Raw genomic sequence first — 25624 nt, 5'->3', positions numbered from 1 at the left:
AGATGGAAGATGGAAGAAAACTTCCAGCTTCAAACTTCACTCTTCCTGCTTATAAAGTGTTTACATTGTTTAAATCAGCAAATGCTTGTTCTAAACGTTTGTTGAAAGTCATTTCTCCTTCACGAATCCATTTTCTTGGATCATAATGCTTTTTATTTGGTGAATCGGCTCCGTCCGGACTTCCAATTTGAGTTTTTAAATAGTCAATTTTTGATGTCATATAATCACGAATTCCTTCTGTAAAAGCAAATTGTAAATCGGTATCAATGTTCATTTTGATTACTCCATAAGAGATAGCTTCTCTTATTTCTTCTAATGTTGAACCTGAACCTCCGTGAAAAACAAAATCTATTGGATTTGAAATAGTGTTGAATTTATTTTGAACAAATTCTTGAGAATTTTTTAAAATAACCGGTGTCAATTTTACATTGCCAGGTTTGTAAACCCCGTGAACGTTTCCAAAAGCTGCAGCAATTGTAAACTTCGGACTTACTTTCATTAACTCTTCATAGGCATAAGCCACTTCTTCTGGTTGTGTGTATAATTTTGAACTGTCAACATCAGAATTATCAACACCATCTTCCTCACCACCGGTTACACCAAGTTCAATTTCTAAAGTCATTCCCATCTTACTCATTCGAGCTAAATAAGCTTTACAAATTTCGATATTTTCTTCAATTGGTTCTTCAGAAAGATCAATCATGTGCGAAGAAAATAAAGGCTTTCCGGTTTCGGCAAAATGTTTTTCTGAGGCATCTAACAAACCGTCAATCCATGGCAATAAGTTTTTAGCACAATGGTCAGTATGTAAAATAACAGTTGCACCATATGCTTCTGCTAAAGTATGAATATGTTTCGCTCCTGCAATTCCGCCTAAGATAGCTGCTTTTTGTCCGTCATTTGACAATCCTTTACCGGCATTATAAATTGCTCCTCCATTTGAAAATTGAATTATAACAGGAGCATTTAATTTTGCAGCAGTTTCCAAAACGCCATTTATTGAGCTGGAACCTATTACATTTACCGCAGGTAATGCAAAACCTTTAGCTTTAGCATAATTAAAGATTGCTTGTACATCATCACCGGTAGCAACTCCTGGTTTAATTGTATGACTCATATATTTATGTTTTAGTTAGCTTACAAAAATAGTAAATCTGAATTTAGAATGGATAATTTATACCAATATTTAGCACAGAACTTTTAAAATTAAAATCTTTCATCCATCGTCTGTTTTCCTCGTTTGCCGGATTATAAGTTTTAAATCCCAGATCAAAACGAACAACAAAAAAACTGAAATCATAGCGAGTTCCAATTCCTGTTCCCAAAGCGATGTCTTTAAGCGAAGCTATTCCTGTAAATTTTGCTCCATCTAACGTGACATTGTCTAAAAAATTCCAAATATTTCCTAAATCCGCAAAAAAGGCCCCTCTGAAATTGCCAAAAAGTTTAAATCTGTATTCTGCATTTAAGGCTAATTTTAAATTGGCTTCATTGAAATCATTTAAAGCTCCACTACTTCCCGGACCTAAACTATAAGGTCTCCAAGCTCGATTGTCATTTGTCCCACCGGCAAAGTAACTTCGTGAGAACGGAATGTTATTTGAATTACCGTATGGAATTGCAACTCCGGCAAATGTTCGTGTAGCAAAAACACGGTTTCTCTTTAAATCCCAATGTTTAATAAATTCAAATTCTGTTTTAATATACTGAGAATATTCGACATCAAAAAAAGTAGAACTTCCTTCAGAAATTAAAGGCTCATTAATAGTTCTTGACAACAATGACAAAAGATTTCCGGCTGATTCTACTTTAGTTTTTAAAATATAAAAATTATTTAATAGTAAAGAAGTTTTTGTTGATTTTGTATAGCTATAACTCGATGCAACAATTAAATTGTTTTCAGTTAGTCGTTTTTTTCTTTCATCAATTCCTCTAACAGTTCGAAAGTCATCGGGTGTAGTGACAACTGAAGGGTCCGACCCTAAAACATCACTAAGAAATCCGTTTGTTCCCGATTCAATAATTAAATTGTTATTTGTGTCAAAATAGTCTGGATTTACCTGATTACTATATATTTCTGCAATATTGTTTAAGGCATTATACGATGAACGATAGACATCAAAATAGCGATCAATTCTCAGATTTTTTACATATTGAATGTTGAACAAATCAAATCTCACGGTGTTAAATCGTTTTGGATTCCAGTTATACGTCAGTGAACTAGTAAAGTTTTCTTTATCCAAACCAATGTTTTTCTGTTTTGCAAAACCAACACCAAAATTGGTAGAGGGAATCATGCTCTTCGGAATAATTTTATCGGTATTGAATGGAAAAAATATTCTGGGGAAGTTAAGTTTTGCATCCACTCCAACTTCTGAAATATTAAAGAAATTGTCGTTAGAACCAGCCAAATCTCTTGAAGAGCCAACAGTTCCCTTTACGGCAAATTCAAAAGTTTCGGCACCGTTAAAAACATTTCGAATGGTTAATGACGTATTTCCACTGATACCAAAATCTTGAATGTTAGAATGTGTAAAGTCAACCGCTGCCAAAAAATTGTATTTTTTTCGTGGATTTAAATATATATTGGCAATTAAACTGTTCGAAATAGTATCGCGTTCGTCTTCAATATATTGAATTGTAGGATAATTAAAAACTTTCAGATTACTTAAATAACGATTAGTAAGGGTGTTTTGATAGTCTGCGTAAACATTGCCTTTTGAGATAAAAACTGCATCAGTTATGGCTTTTGGTTTGTATTTAATCTTATCGGTACTATATAAGTTAAATCCTTTATAAGTAATACTATCAGCTACTTTTATTTTATTTTTTGACGAAGGACTGTCTGTGAAAATATTAACTTCACTAATTTTAAATATTTTAAAAGGAACAGTTATAATTGTGTCTCCTTTTCGGTAGTTGAAGTCTGATATTTCAACATTTATATTTGTTTTTTTTCCTGTGCCAATAGTATCAATATCAAAATTGATATAATTCTGTTGAAATTGATATACACCACGATTTCTGAAAAAAGAAGTTAAGCGATTTCTCTCTTCATTAAAATTTTCGCTTTTGAATTGTTCACCTGATTTTATTACAGAATTGCTTTTTGCAACTTGATAAAGTGAATCAACATCAGGAGAGGAAATGGTGGTTTTGATGGAATCAATAACATAAGGTTTGCCTAGCGAAACTTCATAAGTTGTTTTGGCTCTTTTTAAGCCAACGCTATCTGTTTTTGAGGATGTCTCCACGTCAAAATAACCGTTATTGAAATAGTAGCTGTAAAGTCTTTGAGTGCTTTTTTTAGTTTTTTCTTCATCAACAATTTCCGGAGCTTCTCCGCTACTTTTCAAAAAATTATTAAAACCTTGATTAAAAAAAGATTCTCCTAATCGATAAACTTGTTTTTCAGAGATTAATCTCTTTATACGTTTAAATCGAACAGAATCTTCAATATATCGAGCTCTAAAAACGGAGTCAGGATTTGGTTGGGCTAAGTTATAAACCAATAAGCTCAAAGGAATTTTTAAAATACGGGAATTTGGTTTTTGAATCAATATTTCATTGACACTTTCTTGATTTGAAGTTTTACCATCAACAATAATTTCAGTGTTTACAAGTAAGCTTTTTCCATCGGGAACTCTCTTTACAATGTTACACGAATAAATTAATATCGTAATTACTATTAATAATGCTATTTTTGTGTCGCTACTTTTCAAGTAATGGGATAATTTTAGTCAAAAGTACATCTTTTCTATGGTTAGTAAAAACCAAATAAAGTTAATAATAAGTTTAAGACAAAAAAAATTCAGAGTTGAACATCAAATGTTTATTGCTGAAGGTTTTAAGGTGATTTCAGAATTCATAGAAGCAGGATTTGAATTGTTGAATTTGTATGTAACGGATTCCAATTTATTTGATAATGATGAGATGTTTTCGGTAGTAATTTCTGAGCAAGAATTAAAAAAAATGAGTGCTTTGGTCACACCAAATAATTGTTTGGCAGTTTTTAAAATTCCAAAGGCTAAACCTTTTTCTGATTCCGGATTGGTTGTGGCTTTAGACGATATTAGAGATCCCGGAAATCTCGGAACAATTATTCGACTTTGTGACTGGTTTGGAATTGAACAACTTTTTTGCTCTGAAACAACCGTTGATGTTTATAATCCTAAAGTAATTCAATCTACAATGGGTTCTGTTTCCAGAGTTGCTGTTGTTTATGGGGATTTAGCTAAAATGCTAAAAACAACCACTTTGCCAATTTATGGCACTTTTATGGATGAAAATTCTATTTATTCTGAAGATTTTTCGAAAGAGGGAATTATAATTATGGGTAATGAAGCCAATGGGATTTCAGAAGGGATAGCGTGCCTGGTGCAACATAAAATAACAATCCCAAGATTTGGAGCAATTCAAAAAACCGAAAGTTTGAATGTTGCTACTGCTACTGCTATAGTTTTAAGTGAAATACAACGAAAAATTAATGGAAAGTAAAGTTTATAAAAATGCCTCGGGTTTTCATTGATTCAACAGTTCCTGTCCATGGACTATTTGGGTCGTTATCTCTTATTAATTCGTCATTAAAGCTAAATACACCTCTTATTGACGGAGAGAATTTAAAATATTCAAAATACAAATCAACACCAAATCCCATTTCATAATTTGTTGTCCATTGGTTTACCCTGAATCGATTATTAAAATTATCATCTTGAGCTTTCGCATTACTTGATAAATTTAAAGAAGCAGAAAGTCCGCCTACCAAATAGGGTTTGAAATTCCCAATTCTCTTAGAAGAAAACTTCACTAATAACGGAAAGTGAATGTAGGTGGATTTAACTTCTCGTAATGCATCAAACTCATTATCAATTAAAGGATATTTTAAATTTCGCTGGGTATAATATAATCCCGGTTCAAAACGCAAATCTATGTATTCGTGAAGCCTAAGATTTCCAACAAGACCAACGTTAAAGCCGGTGGTTCCTTCAACTATAATGTCTGTAGTTTTTTCGGTGTAGTCAAATTTGAAATCATAAAAATTAAAACCAAGAAAATAGCCCCAGTGAATTCTTTGTTTGTCAAAGTTTTCTAGGTTAGTAATGGGATCTTTTGCGAACATTCCCTTAACTTGAGAATGACCATTTAAAAATGCAAAAAGAAATATAAGACAAACTATTTTTTTCATACGATTATTTAGAAGCACTATATATTGTTGCGACACCAAACGTTTGTGGTTCAGAAACAACATTTATAAACCCAATATTACGTAAAATATTGTTTAAAGCTTCACCATAAGGAAAAACAGATGCAGATTCTGATAAATAAGCATAGGCAGAATTATCTCTTGAAAAAAGTTTTCCTATCAGAGGAAGAATGTTTTTAGTATATAATTTATAACCTTGTTTGAATGGGAATTTTTTTGGAACTGAAGTTTCTAAAATAACAAAAATGCCGTTTGGTCTTAAAACTCTTTTGATTTCAGTTAAACCTTTTTCTAAATTTTCAAAGTTTCTAACACCAAAAGCAACAGTTATAGCATCAAAGGTGTTGTCTTCAAAAGGAATGTTTTCGGAATCACCTAAAACCATTTCTATTTTATCGGATAAATTCTTTTTTTCTATTTTCTTTTTTCCAACTTCCAACATTCCAGCAGAAATATCAAGACCTACAATTTTTTTTGCGTTTGTAGCAGTCATTAAAATAGCCAAATCGCCTGTGCCTGTAGCAATATCCAAAATCTTTTCAGGATTGGATTTTGATACAAGTTTTAGCACTTTTTTTCGCCATTTTACATCTGTTCCAAAAGAAATTACTCGATTCAATCCATCGTAGTTTCCAGAAATGGTATCAAACATTTGAGCAACTTGTTCTTTTTTTCCTAGTGAAGAATCTTTATAGGGAGTCACGTTTTTAGACATGCTGATAATTTTTTACAAAGATAATCTATTATATAAGTTTAACAAGTTGTATTTTATCAAAATTGTTTAATGTATTTTTCTCAATGTCAAACAAAACATCCCTAATATTAGGGATAAAAAAATATCCTTAAATGTGGGTATTGTAGAGTTCGTTTCATTTAAGCAATTTTACAAAAGAATCAAACAATTAAAGTATGTTATCTAGAATAGTTAAAACAGAAATCAAGTGGTTGCTTTTGGCACTGGTTATTACTTGTGTTTTAGTTATGAGTATCAACAGCAATGTTTTCATAAACACTGCAGAAATTAAGGTGCCTAATACGTTCTTAGGGTTAAATTTGTTTTTGGAAATTTTAGTTTTTTATGCCTTTAGTACCTTTGTGGTATTTGGTATTAAAGGTTTTTTTGAGATGTATTCTCAAAAGTTTGCCAATGTCATCATTTTCTTTTCAGGAATTTTTTTGGCCGTGGTAATATTCATTTTAAGTTATCAGATACTTACGCTACAATAGCATTGAGTAACAGCTTTTTTGGTTCAAAAAACATCCCTTTATGGGATGTTTTTTTTTAGGTAAGTTTGATAAGTAAAGTCAAATTTGTGTTTTTCATCTTTTGGATGATATTCTTCATGTTGTAAAATCCAATCTGATTCCGGTATTTCAGGGAAAAAAGTATCTGCTTCAAAAGAATGGTGTACTCTGGTTAACTCTATTTTATGAGCAATATCCATAGATTGAGCGTATATTTCTCCACCACCAATTATAAATAAGTTTTCATCTGAAGGACAAGCAGCTATTGCTTTTTTTAAATTACTGACTACTATGCAGTTTGGTGCCTTATAATTTTTTTGTCTTGTTATTATAACATGAGTTCTGTTAGGTAAAGGTTTCGGAAAACTTTCAAAAGTTTTTCTGCCCATTATTATATAATGGCCCGTGGTTAAGGATTTAAATCTTTGAAAGTCATCGGGTAAATGCCAAATTAAATCATTGTTTTTTCCTAAAGCTCTATTTTCAGCTGCTGCAGCAATTATTGTAATCATTATTCGGCAGTATTTGATTTTTCAGACTCAATTTTTTTTTGAAGTTGTTCAATTTTTTTATCCTGTAATGCCATTAATCTGTCAATTTGTTCGCGTTCCCAATTTTTATTCATGAATCTGTCTGTGATATAAACTTTAATAAAATGAAGGATAAAAAAGAAAAACCATAAGGTTACTGCCCATAAATACCATCCTTCAAAAGGTTGTATATCATAAATTTTTTCAACTAATAAAAAGAATAAGCTACCTATTAAAAAAAATATAAAATGGTAATACAAACGCTTCTTTTGTTTGATTCTTCTTCTTGCATATTCGTATTTTTCGTGCTGTTGATTTTCCATTTTGTGCTTAAATTTTGAATTTAAAGGTATACTTTTTTTTGAAAAGATAAAACATCAAATTAAGATATTTTAACATTAAAACGTTTTCTTATTTTTAGATTGCAATTTAATTCCTTATAAATTAATAATATAACGAACTTTGTCTAGCTAAAATAAGAATATCATAAAAATGAGCCTAACTGTTTGAAATTCAACAATCTGTTTGTTACTTTGCCCCATAACTATTTAAATATAAATAAGATGGCACTTAAGAAACAATTTATAAAAACAAAACCGGTTTGTAAAGTAACTTTTTCAATCCAAGCTAAAGAAGCTACAACTGCAGCAGTTGTTGGAGATTTTAACAATTGGAATCCTGTAGAAGGAGAGTTAAGCAAGTTAAAAAACGGAACTTTCAAAGCTACGTTTGATTTACCAGCTTCTAATTCCTACGAATTCCGTTATTTAGTAGACGGAGAATTCGTTAACGATGATCAAGCAGATGCTTACAAATGGAATGATTTTGCCGCTGCTGAGAATAGCGTTGTGGCTGTATAATCCCTATTTGATAAAAAAAATCCGTTTAAAAGCTTAGACGGATTTTTTATGATTTAAACAGCGACAACTCCTTTAATATGTGGATGTGGATCATACCCTTCCAACGTAAAGTCATCAAAAGTGAAATCGAAAATGGATTTAATATCCGGATTTAAAATCATTTTTGGCAATGGTTTTGGCTCACGCGAAAGTTGTAATTCCAATTGTTCAATATGATTGTTATAAATATGAGCATCACCAAAAGTGTGAATGAATTCTCCCGGTTGTAAATCGCAAACCTGAGCAATCATCAACGTAAATAAGGCATATGAAGCAATATTAAAAGGTACACCTAAAAAGATATCGGCACTTCGTTGATACAATTGACAACTCAATTTTCCATCAGCTACATAAAATTGAAAAAAAGCATGACAGGGTGGAAGTGCCGCTTTTCCATTGGCTACATTTTCTGCAAATGATTTGGATGTATCGGGCAAAACAGAAGGATTCCAAGCAGAAACCAACATTCTACGGCTATTTGGATTTTTCTTTAAGGTTTCGATTAATTCAGTAATTTGATCAATTTCTTCGCTATTCCAGTTTCGCCATTGATGACCGTAAACCGGACCTAAATCGCCGTTTTCATCTGCCCATTCGTCCCAAATCTTAACACCGTTTTCTTTAAGATAATTAATATTTGTCTCGCCTTTGATAAACCAAAGCAATTCATGTATAATCGATTTTAAATGTAATTTTTTAGTGGTAACCATCGGAAAACCTTCACTTAAATCAAAACGCATTTGATAACCAAAAACACTGATGGTTCCGGTTCCGGTTCGATCGCCTTTTTGTGATCCGTTTTCTAAAACGTGTTTAACAAGGTCATGATATTGTTTCATATTTTTTTAATTCTGTAATGATTAAATGTTTTGACTAAATTATTTTCATATAAAAATATCAATACTGGTAATCCTATAATTTCACAAGAAAATAAAATAAAACTTCTAGAGTAATGTAATAAAATTAAAGCAATAATCAAGCTTATTATAAAACCTAATAATATCATATTAAAGGATACTTTACCATAAATTTCATTTATATGAGCTCTTTTTTTTCTAAAACAACTAATGCATGTTGTGTCTTTAAAATCGCCATGTTGCATTTGATATGTTCCTCTGTCGCTTTCGCTTATGTTAACTTTGTTTTCATATTTACAATGGTTACATATAAAGTGATGAGTCATAATTTATCCTATAATCATTCCGGCAATAGTGGCCGATAATAAAGATGCGATACTTCCTCCAATGACAGCCTTCAATCCAAATTCAGAAAGTGTTTTGCGTTGTCCCGGTGCTAATGATCCAATTCCACCAATCTGAATTCCGATAGATGCAAAATTTGCAAAACCACACAACATATAGGTGGCCATAATTACTGATTTGTCATACGTAAAATGGATGGTTGAAGCTACATTTTTTAATTCAGCTAATTGAATATATCCTACAAATTCAGAAGCGGCTAACTTAATTCCTAATAATTGTCCCATTAGCATTACATCTTCCGTTGCAACCCCAATTAACCACATTAAAGGAGCAAATACAATTCCCAAAACTGTTTCTAAAGAAAACTTAGAATAAGGTGTGTTTGCAGCAATTACATCGTTTAAACCAGACCACCCTCCAATCCAACTTAAAGTATAATTAATCATCGCAATAAAAGCAATAAAAACCAACAACATCGCTGCAACATTGGCTGCTAATTTCAGTCCTTCTGTTGTTCCGGTTGCGATAGCATCAAGAATATTTGAACCAATTTTTTCTTTTGAAACTTCAACATTTGTGTTAATGGCTTCTGTTTGAGGATAGAGAATTTTTGAAACTACAATAGCTCCAGGTGCTGCCATAACTGATGCTGCAAGTAAATGTTTGGCAAATTCCAATCGCAAAACAGGATCGTTTCCACCTAGGAATCCAATATATGCTGCTAATACTCCTCCGGCTACAGTGGCCATTCCGCCGACCATAACCAAAAGAATTTCACTTCTATTCATTTTCTCCAAATACGCTTTAATCATCAGCGGAGCTTCGGTTTGACCTAAAAAGATATTTCCTGCAACCGATAAACTTTCAGCACCTGAAATGCCTAAAATTTTGGTTAGAAGCATCGCTAAACCTTTAACAACGATTTGAATTATTCCTAAATAGAACAACAAAGAAGTTAGAGCAGAAAAGAAAATAATGGTTGGTAAAACTTGAAACAAAAAGATGAATCCAAAATTATCAACATTCATCATTCCTCCTAATAAAAATTCGCTTCCGGCTCTTGTAAAATCTAAAACTTTTACAAATAATCCGCCTACAAATTCAAATATGTTTTTTACAAAAGTAACTTTCAAAACACCAATTGCAAGTATAAATTGTGCCAAAATTCCAATTCCGACTGTTTTCCAATTTATGGCTTTTCGATTGGCACTAAATACAAAAGCTAGGGCTAAAAGGGATAGCATTCCAAGAATTCCTTTCCATAAACTAGTCATAGTAAAACCTTCACTAGCAATTAGTTTTGATTGGGTTTGTTCAGGTTTTATTTTGTTGGAAGAGAAAAAAGAATATGCTTTGTCTTTTGATTTTAAAGTCAAAAGCGAATCTGATTTTGATTCAATTGTAAATCGTTTGGTTGGTGCATCAGAACCATTTTCAAATAAAAAAAGATAATTATCCTGAACAAGATAATCACCTTTTTGAGTAAGGCTGTCTGAACTGATTTTTAGTTCATAACCACCTTCCTTTAACTCTAAATAATCCGTTTTTGATGAACTTAATTGCCACTTTTTCTCAAGTTCTTGTGCACTTAAACCTAACGAGAATAGCAAAGTAAGTGTTAGTAAAATTAATTTTTTATACATTTTTAAGAGGTACTTTTTGGATTATTTATTTAGAATAAAAAGCTAAGATTCTTTCTTTGAAATTTCGTCTCTAATTTTTGCAGCCTTTTCATAATCTTCATTTTGAACAGCTTCATTGAGCATTTCATAGAGTTCCTGAACGCTTTTACTGCTATAACTATCTTTTGGGACAGAAGTGTCTTCTAAACCAAAAGTTTCAGGGGTACTCAAAACAGCGTCGTTTTCTTCAACGGCATTTTCAGGCTCCATAGTGTTTCCTTTGAGATAGACACCCGCTTTGTCTAAAATGTTTTTATAGGTGAAAATGGGGGCGTTAAATCGCAATGCCAAAGCAATAGCATCGGAAGTACGAGCGTCAATAATTTCCTCAATTTTATCTCTTTCACAAATAATACTCGAATAAAAAACACCATCAACCAATTTGTGAATAATCACTTGTTTGACAATAATGTCAAATCGATCGGCAAAATTTTTAAACAAGTCGTGGGTGAGTGGACGAGGTGGTTTTATCTCTTTTTCTAAAGCAATTGCAATCGATTGTGCTTCAAAAGCTCCAATAACAATTGGTAGTTTTCGTTCGCCGTCAACTTCATTCAAAATTAAAGCATAAGCACCATTTTGTGTTTGGCTATAAGAAATTCCTTTTATGGCTAGTTTAACAAGACTCATATTATATCAGTACAAAGTAGTAAGTACAAAGTACATAGCTAAATTAATAATTAAAAAATGGGCTATCCAAACAAAGATACAACTATCTCAATTTAGATAGCCCAATGAGGGCACAATTTATAAAAAATTATGAATTTTGAGCTTTAAATTCTTTTAATTTTTGAGTCAATTTAGGAACAATTTCAAAAGCATCACCAACCACTCCATAATCGGCAACTTTAAAGAAAGGTGCTTCAGGATCAGAATTGATAACTACTTTTACTTTTGAGGAATTGATCCCTGCAATGTGTTGAATTGCTCCTGAAATTCCAATAGCAATATATAAATTGGTTGCTACAGGTTTTCCCGTTTGTCCAACGTGTTCGCTATGAGGTCTCCAACCTAAATCGGATACCGGTTTTGAACAAGCTGTTGCAGCACCTAAAACGGCAGCTAAATCTTCTACTAATCCCCAGTTTTCAGGACCTTTTAATCCGCGTCCGCCAGAAACTACAACTTCTGCATCGGCTATCGTTACTTTTCCGCTTACCTTTTCTACGCTTTCAACTTTTACATTAAAATCAGCATCATTTAAATTTGGTGAAAAATCTTCGGTTGTTAAATTTGAATTGCTTTCTACCAAACCATATGAGTTTTTCGCTAAGCCTAAAACTTTTACATCAGTAGAAATTTCAGTGATGTTGAAAGCTTTATTTGAAAAAGCATTTCTTTTTACTTGAAAAGGTGAAGTGCTCAAAGGTAAACCAACCACATTTGATGTAAATCCTGCTTCTAATCCTACAGCAACTAATGGAGCAAGATAAATACTATCGGTAGTTGAAGAAAGAACAATTACTTTAGCACCTTCTTTTTGAGTCGCTTGTTTGATGGCATCAGCATAGGCTTTTGCGTTGAAAGTTGCCAACTTATCATTGGTAATTTTCAATACTTTGTCAACGCCATATTTTGATAATTCTGAAACATCAGAAGCGTTTACCGTTACGGCTGTTACTGTTGTTCCTAATGATTCGGCTACTTTTTTTGCATAGGAAGCTAATTCGAAAGCTACTTTCTTAAATTTTCCTTCTGCTGATTCTGCATATATTAATAATGACATAATTTTTTTGTTTAAAAGTTTAATAATGGTTTATGAGTTTTCAGGTTTAAGGATTTAAAAGTTGGTGTAATGCCTACTCCCAAAATCCCAACTAAAAACTCCTTACTAAATAACCTTAGCTTCGTTGTGTAACAAGCTCACTAATTCATCCAAGTTATCAGCACTTACTAGTTTCACCGCTGATTTTGGAGCCGGCTTTTCAAACTTAACAGCTTTCGTGCTGTTATTTGCATCAATTGGTTCTACAACTGTTAATGCTTTTGTACGAGCTGTCATAATTCCTCTCATGTTCGGAATTCGCAAATCTTTTTCTTCAACCAAACCTTTTTGTCCACCTATAATTAATGGCAAAGAAGTAGAACTAGTTTCTTTTCCACCATCAATTTCTCTGATTGCTTTTACAGAAGTACCGTCAACTTTTACATCGATACAAGAATTGATAAAATTATATCCTAATAAACCTGCAATCATTCCCGGAACCATTCCACCATTATAATCCAATGATTCTTTTCCACAAATAACTAAATCATAATTACCTTGTTTAATTACTTCAGCTAGTTGTTTTGCAACAAAAAACCCGTCAGTTGGAGTTGCATTTACACGAATGGCTTCATTAGCTCCAATAGCCAGTGCTTTTCTCAAGGTTGGTTCCGTGTCAGGTCCGCCAACATTTACAACGGTTACTGTTGCTCCTTGTTGTTCTTGAAACCAAACGGCACGTGTCAAACCAAATTCATCATTTGGATTAATTACAAACTGAACGCCATTGGTGTCAAATTCAGAATCGCCATTAATAAAATTAATTTTGGAAGTAGTATCAGGTACGTGACTGATGCAAACTAATATTTTCATATAATAGGTTTAAGTTATTTTTCGGTTACGAAAGTACAAATAAAATTTCTAATTTTAGTATGCGTGCATAATAAATTTTCAGTAATATATCGATTTCGTAACCTATTAAAATAGAATTGTGTCAAATTAAGTCTGAAAAATGAAGAATCTTTAAAAATTAAACACAAAAAATGTGCACTATTTTACATTCAAAATATGTAGTAAAGTGATTTTAAATTTTTATTTTTGCCTTTCGTAAAAATGACATTAAGAAAATTTCCATATGAGAACAATTCAATTTAGAGAAGCCATTTGTGAAGCCATGAGCGAAGAAATGCGTCGTGATGAAAGCATTTATTTAATGGGCGAAGAAGTAGCAGAATATAACGGAGCCTACAAAGCTTCAAAAGGAATGTTGGATGAGTTTGGGCCAAAAAGAGTAATTGATACTCCTATTGCTGAACTTGGATTCGCCGGAATTGCGGTAGGTTCAGCCATGAATGGTTGTCGTCCTATTGTAGAATTTATGACTTTCAACTTCTCATTGGTTGGAATTGATCAAATTATAAATAACGCAGCAAAAATGCGTCAAATGTCTGCAGGACAGTTTCCAATGCCAATGGTTTTTCGTGGACCAACAGCTTCTGCGGGACAATTAGGAGCAACACACTCACAAGCTTTTGAAAACTGGTTTGCTAATACTCCGGGTTTAAAAGTGGTTGTTCCATCAAATGCTTATGATGCTAAAGGTTTATTAAAATCAGCAATTCGTGATAATGATCCTGTAATTTTTATGGAATCAGAACAAATGTATGGAGACAAAATGGAAGTGCCAGAAGGTGAATATACTATTCCATTGGGAGTTGCAGACATCAAAAGAGAAGGTGCTGATGTAACCATTGTTTCTTTTGGAAAGATTATCAAAGAAGCTTTCATAGCAGCTGATGAATTGGCTAAAGAGGGAATTTCCTGTGAGATTATTGATTTAAGAACGGTTCGCCCGATGGATTATAAAACCATTTTGAATTCAGTGAAAAAGACAAACCGTTTAGTAGTTTTAGAAGAGGCTTGGCCGTTTGCCAGTGTAGCTTCTGAAATAACTTATATGGTTCAAGAGCAGGCATTTGATTATTTGGATGCTCCAATTCAACGAATTACAACTGCCGACACACCTGCTCCTTATTCGCCAACACTACTAAAAGAGTGGTTGCCTAATGCAAGTGATGTTATCAAAGCAGTAAAAAAGGTTTTATACAAATAATTCAAAATATACACTATATTTGAAACTTCATCAAAATTATCTTGATGAAGTTTTTTTTTACAAATTGTTATGAAGTTTAAAGGCCTCTTATTTCTTTTTTTATTAGTTATTTCATCAGTCATTGCTCAAACAAAAGTAAGTGGTGTAGTTTTGGATGAATTCAATCAGCCGATTCCTTTTGCTAATGTCTATTTCAAAAATTCCAGTGAAGGATTGATAACCAATGAAAACGGGAGATTCTATCTTGAATCACAAAAAAGTCACACTACACTTGTTGTTTCATTCATAGGTTTTACAACTGTTGAACTTCCGTTAACAAAATCAGTGACCTATGACATAAAAGTAAATTTGGCAGCCGGCGAAACCTTGCGAGAAGTCGTTTTGATATCCGGAAAAATGTCAAAAAAGAACAATCCTGCTATTGATATTCTTAGAAAAATTTGGGCTCGAAAAAAACAAAACGGACTCCGTCAATTCAAACACTATCAGTATGATAAATATGAAAAGGTTGAATTTGATTTAAATACAATAGATAGTGCCATGATGAAAAGTAAGCTTTTCAAAGGAATGGAATTTGTTTTTGAACAAATGGATACTTCTCGAATTACTGGAAAAACGTATTTGCCAATTTTTATTAATGAATCCATTTCTGAAGTTTATGGAAATAATACGATAAACAAAGAAAAGGAAATTCTAAAAGCCAATAAAAATTCAGGATTTAACACAAACCAACAGATAATTGCATTCATTAAAGATTTGTATGCAGAATATGATATTTATGACAATTACCTCAAGTTTTTTGATAAAGACTTTGTGAGTCCGTTGTCTAGAACAGGTATAGATGTTTATAATTATGCATTGACCGACAGTATGTATATTGATAACAAATGGTGCTACAACATTGTTTATTATCCAAGAAGAAAAGGGGAACTGACTTTTAAAGGAGATTTTTGGGTAAATGACACCACTTTTGCTATAAAATCAATCAATATGGCAGTTACCAAAAGTGCCAATATCAACTGGGTTAAAGAAATTTATATCGAACAAGAATTTGATGTGGTAAACGATTCTGTTTTTCTATTAAAAAGAGACCACATGATGTCTGATTTTGCATTCAATAAAAAAGAAGAATCAAAAGGTGTTTATGGAAAGCGAACTACTTTATTTAAAAATCATGCCTTCAATCAAGAAAAGCCGAAAGATTTTTATAAAGAAGAAGTGAATTTTATTGATAATTCAGTCTATGCGAAAAGCGATGATTTTTGGCAGGAAAACCGTTTTGAGAGTTTAAGCAAAGACGAATTAGGAGTTTATAAAATGCTCGATACCTTGCAAACCGTAAAAAAGTTCAAGCAAATGTATAATTTGGTTTCCATTTTAGGAAGTGGCTACATTCAAAAAGGCAACTTTGATTTTGGTCCCATTTTTTCTACTATAGGTTACAATGAAGTAGAGGGAGTTCGTCTTCGTGTTGGAGGTAGAACTTATTTTGGACAAAATGATCCTTGGCGACTACAATTTTACACCGCCTATGGATTTGAAGATAATCAGATGAAATACGGTTTATCCGGAAAGGTTTTGATAAATAAAAAAAACAGATTAATTCTTGAAGCCGGAAACAGAAGAGATATCGAACAGATTGGTGCAAGCTTAACAACATCCAATAATGTATTGGGGAGAAGTTTTGCTTCATCGGGATTATTCATGGCAGGATCTAATACCAATTTGACAAGTATTAACTTGAGCATGATGTCTTTGAATATTGAGCCGGTAAAAAATTTAACTTTAGAAACCGGAATGTCATACAGAACACTGAAATCGGCTTCTTCTACTTTTAGTTTAGATTATTTTACGGATGACACATTTACCACCACAGCAAGTGAAGTTACACAATCAGAATTTTCAGTCTCGGTAGATTATACGCCAAAAAGAAAAACAATTGGTTATGGAGTTGAACGCAGTATTGTAGATAGTCCTTACAGTAGATTGTTTGTAAACTACAGTCAGGGTGTAAAAGGTGTTTTTGACAGCGATTTTGACTATCAGAAATTACAATTATATTTTAAACAACCTATTCTAGTTGGTGGTTTTGGTCGATTGAATGTGATTACAGAAGTAGGGAAAACATTCGGAGATGTTCCATTGGGATTGATGAGTGTGGTTCCCGGGAATCAATCCTATTTTTTAATTGAAAACACGTTTAATAACTTGAATTTCTATGAATTTGTAACCGATCAATATGCAACTTTTCAATTAGAGCATCATTTTTTAGGTAGAATTTTATCTAGAGTTCCCGGCTTAAGAAAAATGAATCTTAGAGAAGTAATAGGAATAAAAGGTGTAGTTGGAAGTGTTTCAGATAGCAATAGAAATTTAAATGCATCGAATTTAATTTACTTGGCTCCCGAGAAACCCTATTGGGAATACAGTGCCGGAATAGGAAATATATTTAAAGTTTTCAGAATCGATTTCTCTTGGAGAGGAAATTACAGAGATTTACCAGATGCTAATAATTTTGCAGTGAAAGGATCCTTCGGGTTTTATTTTTAATTTAAAAATTTTCAATCCATTTTATTTCATTGTTCTTAATCTTTTGTGGACATTATTGTTATTTTATTAAAAGTTGGTTTTAGGCTTAACTTTTAATTGTAAGGTCTTACCTTTGTATCCCTAATTTTTTGTAAAGAAAAAAGAACTTATGAGTCCAGCAAAACAAAAATCTTTCGATGTATTAATTGAAATACCTAAAGGAAGCAGAAATAAATATGAATACGATTTTGAATTAAAAAAGATACGTTACGATAGAATGATTTTCTCTTCGATGATGTATCCTGCTGATTACGGATTTATTCCGGAAACCTTAGCATTAGACGGCGATCCATTGGATGTCTTGGTTTTAGTAACCGAACCTACTTTTCCGGGATGCGTGATGGAAGTAAAACCAATCGGTGTTTTCCATATGGCAGACGAAAAAGGACCTGATGAAAAAGTAATTTGTGTGCCGGTTTCAGACCCAATTTGGAATAAATTAAACGACTTATCCGATGTAAACCCGCATTTACTAAAAGAAATAGAACATTTTTTCAAAGTTTATAAAGATTTAGAACAAAAAAAGGTAGATGTAGAAGGTTGGGGTGATGTAAATGAAGCCAAAGAAATCATTGAACAATGTGTTGACCGTTTTGCTAATTTGGAAAACAAAGTAGCAGGTTTGTTTAGTATTCGTTAAAGATTTTACTATTTTAATAAAAAAAGCAACATTCAATTTAGATTAGTTGCTTTTTTTTATTCCTATTTTGTTACTTTTGCAATCGTTAAAAAAATTATAAAATACATAGTTATGGATTCAATTATGATTTATGTGCCAATATTTATGGCATTATTAGGATTAGCTTTTATGTGGGCCAAAAGAGCTTGGGTTTTAAAGCAAGATGCCGGAGATGGAAAGATGAAAGAGATTTCAGATTACATCTACGAAGGTGCTTTAGCCTTCCTTAAAGCCGAATATCGTTTATTGACTTTCTTTGTTATTGGAGCAAGTATCGCTTTAGCAGGAATATCATATGTCGTTCCAACAACACATATATTAATAGTAGTAGCTTTCATTTTTGGTGCTGTTTTTTCAGCTTTAGCTGGAAATATGGGAATGAAAATCGCTACCAAAACAAATGTTAGAACAACGCAAGCCGCTCGTACAAGTTTGCCACAAGCTTTAAAAGTTTCTTTTGGCGGTGGAACCGTAATGGGATTAGGTGTTGCCGGTTTGGCCGTTTTAGGTTTAACAGGTTTCTTTATTATATTATTCCATTTCTTTATGAATGGAACGTGGACTTCTACTAGCGACATGACAATTGTTCTTGAAACATTAGCAGGTTTTTCTTTGGGTGCTGAATCCATTGCCTTATTTGCTCGTGTTGGGGGTGGTATTTATACCAAAGCTGCCGACGTTGGTGCCGATTTAGTAGGTAAAGTAGAAGCAGGAATCCCTGAGGATGATCCTCGTAATCCTGCAACTATTGCAGATAACGTAGGTGATAACGTAGGTGACGTTGCCGGAATGGGAGCCGATTTATTTGGTTCGTATGTAGCAACGGTTTTGGCCGCAATGGTTTTAGGAAACTATGTAATCAAAGATATGGGCGGTTCAATTGATGATGCTTTTGGCGGAATCGGTCCAATTTTATTACCAATGGCAATTGCCGGTTTTGGAATTTTATTTTCTATCATCGGAACCATGTTAGTAAAAATTAAAGATAACAACGCTAAAGAAAAAGAAGTACAAGGTGCCTTAAATGTTGGAAACTGGGTTTCTATCATCTTAACCCTTATATCTTGTTTTTTCTTAGTAAAATATATGTTGCCGGAAACTATGAAAATGGAGTTCTTTGGTGAAGGCTTAAAAGAAATTTCATCAATGCGAGTTTTCTATGCTACTATTGTTGGATTATTTGTTGGAGGTGTTATCTCATCTGTAACCGAATATTACACAGGATTAGGTACAAAACCGGTTTTGGCAATTGTACAAAAATCATCAACCGGAGCAGGAACAAACGTAATTGCAGGTTTAGCAACGGGTATGATTTCTACTTTCCCAACGGTATTAATTTTTGCTGGTGCTATTTGGGCTTCGTATGCATTAGCTGGTTTCTATGGTGTGGCTTTAGCTGCTTCAGCTATGATGGCTACAACTGCAATGCAATTAGCTATCGATGCATTCGGACCAATTTCCGATAATGCCGGTGGTATTGCTGAAATGAGTGAATTACCTAAAGAAGTTCGTACACGTACAGATATTTTAGATTCAGTTGGAAACACAACGGCTGCAACCGGAAAAGGTTTTGCAATCGCTTCTGCAGCTTTAACTTCATTAGCGTTATTTGCGGCGTATGTAACTTTTACGGGTATTGACGGAATCAACATCTTTAAAGCTCCGGTTTTAGCGATGTTGTTCGTAGGTGGGATGATTCCGGTAGTTTTCTCTGCATTAGCAATGAATTCAGTTGGAAAAGCAGCGATGGATATGGTGTATGAAGTGCGTCGTCAGTTTAAAGAAATTCCTGGAATCATGGAAGGAACAGGAAAACCGGAATACGGCAAATGTGTTGAAATTTCTACAAAAGCGGCATTACGCGAAATGATGTTGCCTGGAATTCTGACTATTGGTTTCCCTATTTTAATTGCAGTTTTACCTAGTTTATTAGGATACGACAATAAATTAATTGCTGAAATGTTAGGTGGTTATATGGCCGGAGTTACGGTTTCTGGTGTACTTTGGGCTGTGTTCCAAAACAATGCCGGAGGTGCTTGGGATAATGCCAAGAAATCATTTGAAGCAGGTGTAATGATTAACGGTGAAATGACATACAAAGGTTCTGATGCACACAAAGCAGCTGTAACCGGTGATACAGTGGGTGATCCATTTAAAGATACTTCTGGTCCATCAATGAACATCTTAATCAAATTAACATGTTTAATTGGATTGGTAATTGCTCCAATATTAGGTGGTCATGATGCGGTAACAGTTGGTGAAGAGGTTGAAGCTATCGAGTTAATTGAAGCAATAAAATCAGAAAATAAAGAAATTTCAATTGAAAAATCAAAATCAGCTGATGGTGGTGTAACTGCAAATGTTACTATTGACATAACTGTTGATGGTGAAACAAATACTACTACGCAAACTTTTGAAGGAACAGAAGAAGAAGTCAATGCGGCAATTGAAGAATTCAAAAAACAATAAGTTCTTTTATAATATTAAAAATCCCGTTTCTTAACCAAGAAACGGGATTTTTTTATCTGTAATTTATCTAAAATAATCCGTTAAGTTCTGCGTCAATTCTGTTTAAAATCATTCCTAAGTCTTCAGGATTGTCAACAAAATTGATATTATCTACATCAATAATCAAAAGTTTTCCTTTGTCATAGGTTTGAATCCAAGCTTCATAACGCTCGTTTAATCGACTCAAGTAATCAATAGAAATTGTATTTTCATATTCTCTTCCTCTTTTGTGAATTTGACTTACCAAATTAGGAATAGAACTTCTCAAGTAAATAAGTAAATCAGGAGCTTGAACCGTGCTTTCCATGAGTTCAAAAAGGGAGATATAATTTTGAAAATCACGATTGGTCATTAAACCCATTGAATGCAAATTGGGAGCAAAAATATGAGAGTCTTCATAGATGGTTCTATCTTGAATTATCTTTTTTCCACTTTGTCTGATTTGTAAAATCTGACGAAATCTACTGTTCAAAAAATAAATCTGTAAATTGAATGACCAACGTTCCATCTGATGATAAAAATCATCTAAATAGGGATTGTCAACAACATCTTCAAAATGAGGTTCCCATTTAAAATGTTTGGCTAACAATCTGGTTAAAGTGGTTTTTCCGGCTCCGATATTTCCTGCTATGGCTATGTGCATTATGGTAATTGTATTTTAAAAGTGCTTATTTCATGGTCTGTAAAAATAGTCAAAATTTGTTCTTTATGACTAAAACTTTTGAACGATTTTTTATCTATTATAATGGGATTGGTTTCATTTTTGTTACGATCTACCCAATACAATTGATTCTCTTTTGAATAAATATATTCTTGAGTAGATATGAATTTTATTCCATCTGCCACAGGAATTTTGCCTAAAGAATTTATTCTGCCAAACAAATCACAACTATAAGCATGGTTTAAAATATCAACCCAATAAAAATGATTGTAATCACTTTGATATAATTTAATAGAAGTAGAAAACGGAGTGGCTAAGGCTTGAAAATTATTCTTGACCAAATCAAACAATCCCAATTGTTGCGTAAGGTTGTTAAAAAGCCACAACTTATTTTGTGCTGCAATCCCAAAAGCACTTGCTACTATTGGCGTTTGATTCTCGGAAAAATTGATTTTTTGAATTTCATTGAGTTGATTGTCTACTATTATAATAGTATTGAAATTTTCATAAAAGAGTATGATTTTTAATGGGTTCAAAAGGTCAACTTTCATAATTTTTCCCAATGCAACATTTTTATATTGAAATAGTTCCTGATTGTCTTTTTTAAAAAAAACATTGTTTTTAATATAGTAATTAAAGCCAAACTTATCTTTTCCAACAAAGATGTCAGCTTCTAAAAATTCAGTTGCTATCAATGAGGTAGCAATTGATTTCTCCTGAGAAAAAAGTGTAGTAGATACTATGACAAATAGAAAAAGGAAATAATTTTTCATAAATACGAAGATACGATTAAACCTTTAATTATAGATTACGTCAAATAAAGAATAATTTAACAAATGTTTGGTAACTATATTTAATTTTTAAAGACATATTTGTTACTGTAATTTAGTAATTTTTAACTTATGAATAAATTAGTCTCACTTTCTCTAGTTGTATTTGGTTTATTTACAACTCTTCAGGCTCAAGATTTTCAAGGAATGGCTGTATATGAATCCAAAACAAGTACTTCAGATATGGCTGCAGGTTTTAGAGGGAATCGTGAAGTAACTCCTGAAATGCAAAAGCAAATTGAAGAACGGATGAAAAGTATGTTTGAAAAAACATATATTTTAAATTTTGATAAAACAGCTTCAATTTATAAAGAAGAAGAACGAATTGAGCAACCCGGACAAGGTGGTGGCATGCGTTTTATGTCATCAATGATGGGTGGTGGCGGAACGCACTATAAAAATGTAAAAGAAAAAACCTTTTCAGTAGATAAAGAATTTATGGGAAAAGAATTTCTAGTTAGTGATTCGTTACCAAGATTAGATTGGCAATTAAGTGGCGAAACAAAGCAAATAGGAAATTATTTATGTTTTAAAGCTACTGCAGTTCGCAAAGTCGAGCAATCTGATTTTAGAAATTACAGAAGAAATACTCCAGCGAAAGACGAAAAGAAAGAAGACAATAAAGAGGAAACTAAGGAAGAGAAAAAAACAACCAATTTTACAGATGGTTGGGAAATGCCAAAAGAAGTGGTCGTTACTGCTTGGTATACGCCAGACATTCCTGTCAGTCAAGGTCCTGAGAGTTATTGGGGTTTACCGGGTTTAATATTAGAAGTTAGCGATGGAAAAACAACAATCTTGTGTTCTAAAATAGTAATCAATCCAAAAGAAAAAGCATCCATAAAAGCTCCAAAAAAAGGGAAAGTTGTTACGCAACAAGAATATGATAAAATTGTTACCGAAAAAATGGAAGAAATGCGTCAAATGAATCAAGGTCAAGGTGGAAATAGAGGTTTTCAAATGAGAGTTGGTGGATAATACACTATAACTTTTATTTCATTTTATTAAGATATTCATTATGACAAAAATTAAATTAGTATTTTTATTTTTAGTAATTGCAACCGGTATTCAAGCTCAAAGTATCAGATTTGAAGGTGTTATTCAAGACACATTAGGCAAACCCTTGGAAATGGCAAATGTTATGGCTATCAATCAAGAAACAAAGGGAATGGACGGTTACGGAATTACCAATGACAAAGGCAGATTTCAGTTAAGTTTAAAAGCCAATTCAAAATATAAAATCAAAGTAAGTTACATAGGTTTTCAAGCTTATGAAACTATCATAGAAACAACAACAGAGGATGTTCAAAAACGAATTACTTTGAGAGAAGGCGGTTTTGCTCTAGATGGTGTTGAAATAGTCCAGGAAATGCCCGTTTCCATAAAAGGCGATACTATTATTTACAATGCCGATTCATTTAAAACGGGAACAGAACAAAAACTTGAAGATATTTTAAAACGACTTCCCGGGGTTGAGGTCAATGCGGATGGTGAAATTGAAGTAGAAGGGAAAAGAGTAACACAAATGTTAGTCGATGGAAAGAAATTCTTTGAAGGCGACACAAAACTTGGTTCCAAAAACATCCCATCAGATGCGGTAGATAAAGTTCAGGTTTTAAGAAACTTCACAGAAGTAAGTCAACTTCGAGGTTTGGAAAACAATAATGATGATGTTGCAATTAATATCAAGTTAAAAAAGGGGAAAAATAAATTTTGGTTTGGAGATATTTCAGCAGGGGCAGGACCTGATGAGCGATTTATTGTTAACCCAAAATTATTTTACTACAGCCCAAAAACAAGCGTCAATGTGTTGTCAAACTTCAATAATATTGGAGATGTTCCGTTTTCTCTTCGAGATTATTTTAGATTAACAGGAGGTTCACGAAACACAATTGGAAGAAGTGGAACCAACTTTAACGTGTCAAGCAATGATTTAGGAATTTCAACGCAACGCAACGATAGAGCAGAAGAAATCGACAATAAATTTGGTGCAATAAACGTAACGCAACAAATTTCAAAAACATGGAATATTAGTGGGTTTGGAGTTTTATCATCAAATAAAACAATTACTAATACACAATCGCGTAATGGAATTTTTCAGCCCAATTCTACAGAAATTTTAACTCAGGAAAGCAGATCTGATTTATCGAATGTTAGAAATAATTTAGCCATTTTTAAATTTGGATCAAAATTTAAACCCAATGCCGCTTTTCAGTTTGATTATGATGTTTCTATGAGAAAGTCATCACAATCTGAAGATAATGCTGTTTTCTCAAATTCGGTAACTTTTAATCCGGATGGAAATTTAGAGCAAACCAACACTGTTTTTTCATTTAAAGAACAAGATCCAATTGCTGTAAACCAAAGTTTAAATATGTTTTGGACACAAAATGACAAAAACACTTGGGCTCTTGAAATGCAACATTTGTATCAAGATGAAGATCCGTTCTATAATCCCGATTTAGCAAATGACCCTTTTCCTGTAATTGGTTTTGATGCTGATCAAAGTAGTTTTAATATCAATCAAAATCGTTTTGTAAAGACCAATAAATTGGATGCAAAAATTGATTATTACTATTCGTTAAATTTGAAATCGATTTTTAATATCACTCTTGGAAATACCAATTCTTATCAAAGTTACAATTCAAGTATTTTTCAACTTTTAGATAGCGGAACACAATTTTCAATTGATAATGATTTGTATAAAAACCAAGTTCAATACAGTTTTAATGATGCCTACATCGGAGCTCATTATAAATTTATCACCGGGAAATTTACGTTTAATCCCGGACTAACATTTCATAGATACAATACCTATAACGACCAGCTAAACTCAAGAGTTCGCGATGATTTCAGTAGGCTTTTGCCGGATTTATTTGCTCAATATCAAATAAAAAAATCAGAATCACTGACCTACAACTTCAGAATGGCCAATATTTTTAGTGACATTAATTCGTTTACTCAAGGGTTTACTATCAATAATTTTAATGCTTTGGGAAGAGGTAATCGATATTTAGAAAACGCTTTACAGCAAACACATTCGTTGCGTTATTTTAAATATAACTTATTTAATTTTACCACTATTTTTGGAAATTTAAACTATTCTAAAACAACAGATCCTGTGGTTAATAGAGTGTTTTTTAATCAAATTTATCAAATTAGTGAGCGAGCAAATTTAGATGTAGAAAATGAAAGTGTTAATGGAAATATTGGTTACCAACGTTCGTTCATGAAGTTTTACAAAGCATCGGTTGGTTTGAATATGAATTGGTCGCGATTCAACACACGCCGTATAAATAGTGCTGATCCTGAAAATCCTGATGCGGATTTAATTCAAACAACAGAATCATTTGGCCAAACTTATAGAGGGTCATTAGGGACTCAGTTTAAAAAATGGCCTAATGTAGAAGTTGGTTATGCGGTAACTTTAAATGATTACCAAGGCGAAACTTTTACAACACAACAACCTTTTATAAAAGTAGATTATTTCTTCTTGGGCGGATTTTCATTTGTTGCTAATTATGATTATTACAATTATAGTAATACATCTGGAACAGTTGATAACAAATACGATTTCTTGAATGCAAGTTTGAATTACAGAAAGAAAGATGCAAAAATGGAATATCGAATTGGAGCAACAAACTTATTAAACACAGGTTCGTTAAACGACGATAGTTTCAATCAAACGGGATTCAGAACTTCGCAATATTTTGTACAACCTCGATATATCATTTTCTCACTGAAATATAATTTATAATTTCAATTCAGTTCATAAACA

The 25624-nt window shown here is 32.7% G+C and carries 22 protein-coding genes; 9 read left to right on the top strand and 13 right to left on the bottom strand.

The window, feature by feature from the left end; translation table 11 throughout:
• Positions 1–49: 49 nt before the first annotated feature.
• Both fbaA and B3L86_RS06165 read right to left on the bottom strand, forming a co-directional pair.
• Positions 50–1117, bottom strand: coding sequence for a class II fructose-bisphosphate aldolase (gene fbaA, locus B3L86_RS06170; RefSeq protein WP_291116401.1), 1068 nt, complete (start codon positions 1115–1117; stop codon positions 50–52).
• 43 nt (positions 1118–1160) lie between these two features.
• Complete coding sequence (locus B3L86_RS06165) at positions 1161–3722, bottom strand: BamA/TamA family outer membrane protein (protein WP_291116398.1); 2562 nt, start codon at positions 3720–3722, stop codon at positions 1161–1163.
• Between the two features lie 37 nt (positions 3723–3759).
• Here B3L86_RS06165 and B3L86_RS06160 point away from each other — a divergent pair, with 37 nt between their 5' ends.
• Positions 3760–4497 (top strand): TrmH family RNA methyltransferase, encoded by a 738-nt coding sequence (locus B3L86_RS06160; RefSeq protein ID WP_291116396.1) that lies wholly within the window; start codon positions 3760–3762, stop codon positions 4495–4497.
• Here B3L86_RS06160 and B3L86_RS06155 read toward each other — a convergent pair.
• Positions 4484–5185 (bottom strand): porin family protein, encoded by a 702-nt coding sequence (locus B3L86_RS06155; protein WP_291116394.1) that lies wholly within the window; start codon positions 5183–5185, stop codon positions 4484–4486. The genes B3L86_RS06160 and B3L86_RS06155 overlap by 14 nt on opposite strands.
• Positions 5186–5189: 4 nt before the next feature.
• The gene (gene ubiE / locus B3L86_RS06150) at positions 5190–5918 is read right to left on the bottom strand and encodes a bifunctional demethylmenaquinone methyltransferase/2-methoxy-6-polyprenyl-1,4-benzoquinol methylase UbiE (RefSeq protein WP_291116391.1); all 729 of its coding nucleotides are present in this window, start codon (positions 5916–5918) and stop codon (positions 5190–5192) included.
• Positions 5919–6112: 194 nt separating this feature from the next.
• Between ubiE and B3L86_RS06145 the strand changes: the two genes are divergently transcribed.
• On the top strand, positions 6113–6430 hold the full coding sequence (locus B3L86_RS06145) for a hypothetical protein (RefSeq protein ID WP_291116389.1): 318 nt from the start codon (positions 6113–6115) through the stop codon (positions 6428–6430).
• Between the two features lie 38 nt (positions 6431–6468).
• On the opposite strand, the gene B3L86_RS06140 is transcribed toward B3L86_RS06145, so the two are convergent.
• Together B3L86_RS06140 and B3L86_RS06135 are read right to left on the bottom strand one after the other, a co-directional pair.
• Complete coding sequence (locus B3L86_RS06140) at positions 6469–6960, bottom strand: dihydrofolate reductase (RefSeq protein ID WP_291116388.1); 492 nt, start codon at positions 6958–6960, stop codon at positions 6469–6471.
• Complete coding sequence (locus B3L86_RS06135) at positions 6960–7301, bottom strand: 2TM domain-containing protein (protein ID WP_291116385.1); 342 nt, start codon at positions 7299–7301, stop codon at positions 6960–6962. The genes B3L86_RS06140 and B3L86_RS06135 overlap by 1 nt, the downstream gene beginning before the upstream one ends.
• Before the next feature lie 240 nt (positions 7302–7541).
• Between B3L86_RS06135 and B3L86_RS06130 the strand changes: the two genes are divergently transcribed.
• On the top strand, positions 7542–7838 hold the full coding sequence (locus B3L86_RS06130) for an isoamylase early set domain-containing protein (RefSeq protein ID WP_291116384.1): 297 nt from the start codon (positions 7542–7544) through the stop codon (positions 7836–7838).
• A 53-nt stretch (positions 7839–7891) separates the two neighbouring features.
• Here B3L86_RS06130 and B3L86_RS06125 read toward each other — a convergent pair whose 3' ends face one another.
• The 5 genes from B3L86_RS06125 to B3L86_RS06105 all read right to left on the bottom strand — a co-directional run bounded on the left by B3L86_RS06125 (position 7892) and on the right by B3L86_RS06105 (position 13339).
• Positions 7892–8716 carry a thymidylate synthase gene (locus B3L86_RS06125; protein ID WP_291116381.1) on the bottom strand — a complete coding sequence of 275 codons (825 nt, stop codon included), beginning with the start codon at positions 8714–8716 and terminating at the stop codon, positions 7892–7894.
• 347 nt (positions 8717–9063) lie between these two features.
• Entirely contained in the window at positions 9064–10722 is a 1659-nt protein-coding gene (locus B3L86_RS06120; protein WP_291116378.1) for a NupC/NupG family nucleoside CNT transporter, read from the bottom strand.
• Between the two features lie 42 nt (positions 10723–10764).
• The gene (locus B3L86_RS06115; RefSeq protein WP_291116375.1) at positions 10765–11391 is read right to left on the bottom strand and encodes a bifunctional nuclease family protein; all 627 of its coding nucleotides are present in this window, start codon (positions 11389–11391) and stop codon (positions 10765–10767) included.
• Between the two features lie 127 nt (positions 11392–11518).
• Positions 11519–12487: an electron transfer flavoprotein subunit alpha/FixB family protein gene (locus tag B3L86_RS06110; protein ID WP_291116373.1), complete on the bottom strand. Its 969-nt coding sequence runs from the start codon at positions 12485–12487 to the stop codon at positions 11519–11521.
• A gap of 105 nt (positions 12488–12592) precedes the next feature.
• Positions 12593–13339, bottom strand: coding sequence for an electron transfer flavoprotein subunit beta/FixA family protein (locus B3L86_RS06105; RefSeq protein WP_291116370.1), 747 nt, complete (start codon positions 13337–13339; stop codon positions 12593–12595).
• A 262-nt stretch (positions 13340–13601) separates the two neighbouring features.
• Between B3L86_RS06105 and B3L86_RS06100 the strand changes: the two genes are divergently transcribed.
• The 4 genes from B3L86_RS06100 (at position 13602) to B3L86_RS06085 (ending at position 20316) form a co-directional block, all read left to right on the top strand.
• The gene (locus B3L86_RS06100; RefSeq protein ID WP_291116367.1) at positions 13602–14579 is read left to right on the top strand and encodes a pyruvate dehydrogenase complex E1 component subunit beta; all 978 of its coding nucleotides are present in this window, start codon (positions 13602–13604) and stop codon (positions 14577–14579) included.
• A 69-nt stretch (positions 14580–14648) separates the two neighbouring features.
• Complete coding sequence (locus tag B3L86_RS06095; protein ID WP_291116364.1) at positions 14649–17129, top strand: DUF5686 and carboxypeptidase-like regulatory domain-containing protein; 2481 nt, start codon at positions 14649–14651, stop codon at positions 17127–17129.
• A gap of 148 nt (positions 17130–17277) precedes the next feature.
• The gene (locus B3L86_RS06090) at positions 17278–17808 is read left to right on the top strand and encodes an inorganic diphosphatase (protein WP_188361285.1); all 531 of its coding nucleotides are present in this window, start codon (positions 17278–17280) and stop codon (positions 17806–17808) included.
• Positions 17809–17919: 111 nt separating this feature from the next.
• Entirely contained in the window at positions 17920–20316 is a 2397-nt protein-coding gene (locus B3L86_RS06085) for a sodium-translocating pyrophosphatase (protein WP_291116361.1), read from the top strand.
• A gap of 67 nt (positions 20317–20383) precedes the next feature.
• On the opposite strand, the gene B3L86_RS06080 is transcribed toward B3L86_RS06085, so the two are convergent.
• Together B3L86_RS06080 and B3L86_RS06075 are read right to left on the bottom strand one after the other, a co-directional pair.
• Positions 20384–20998, bottom strand: coding sequence for a deoxynucleoside kinase (locus tag B3L86_RS06080; protein WP_291116358.1), 615 nt, complete (start codon positions 20996–20998; stop codon positions 20384–20386).
• Positions 20998–21789 (bottom strand): hypothetical protein, encoded by a 792-nt coding sequence (locus tag B3L86_RS06075; protein WP_291116355.1) that lies wholly within the window; start codon positions 21787–21789, stop codon positions 20998–21000. The genes B3L86_RS06080 and B3L86_RS06075 overlap by 1 nt, the downstream gene beginning before the upstream one ends.
• A 129-nt stretch (positions 21790–21918) precedes the next feature.
• Between B3L86_RS06075 and B3L86_RS06070 the strand changes: the two genes are divergently transcribed.
• Positions 21919–22824 carry a GLPGLI family protein gene (locus B3L86_RS06070; protein ID WP_291116352.1) on the top strand — a complete coding sequence of 302 codons (906 nt, stop codon included), beginning with the start codon at positions 21919–21921 and terminating at the stop codon, positions 22822–22824.
• A gap of 40 nt (positions 22825–22864) precedes the next feature.
• On the top strand, positions 22865–25603 hold the full coding sequence (locus B3L86_RS06065) for a carboxypeptidase regulatory-like domain-containing protein (protein WP_291116349.1): 2739 nt from the start codon (positions 22865–22867) through the stop codon (positions 25601–25603).
• Positions 25604–25624 lie beyond the last annotated feature (21 nt).

It is taken from the genome of Flavobacterium sp. UBA6135 (assembly GCF_002428305.1).
Classification (GTDB): Bacteria; Bacteroidota; Bacteroidia; order Flavobacteriales; family Flavobacteriaceae; genus Flavobacterium.
The sequence above is the reverse complement of the archived record's forward strand: the minus strand, read 5'-3'. Positions and strand labels throughout refer to the sequence as shown.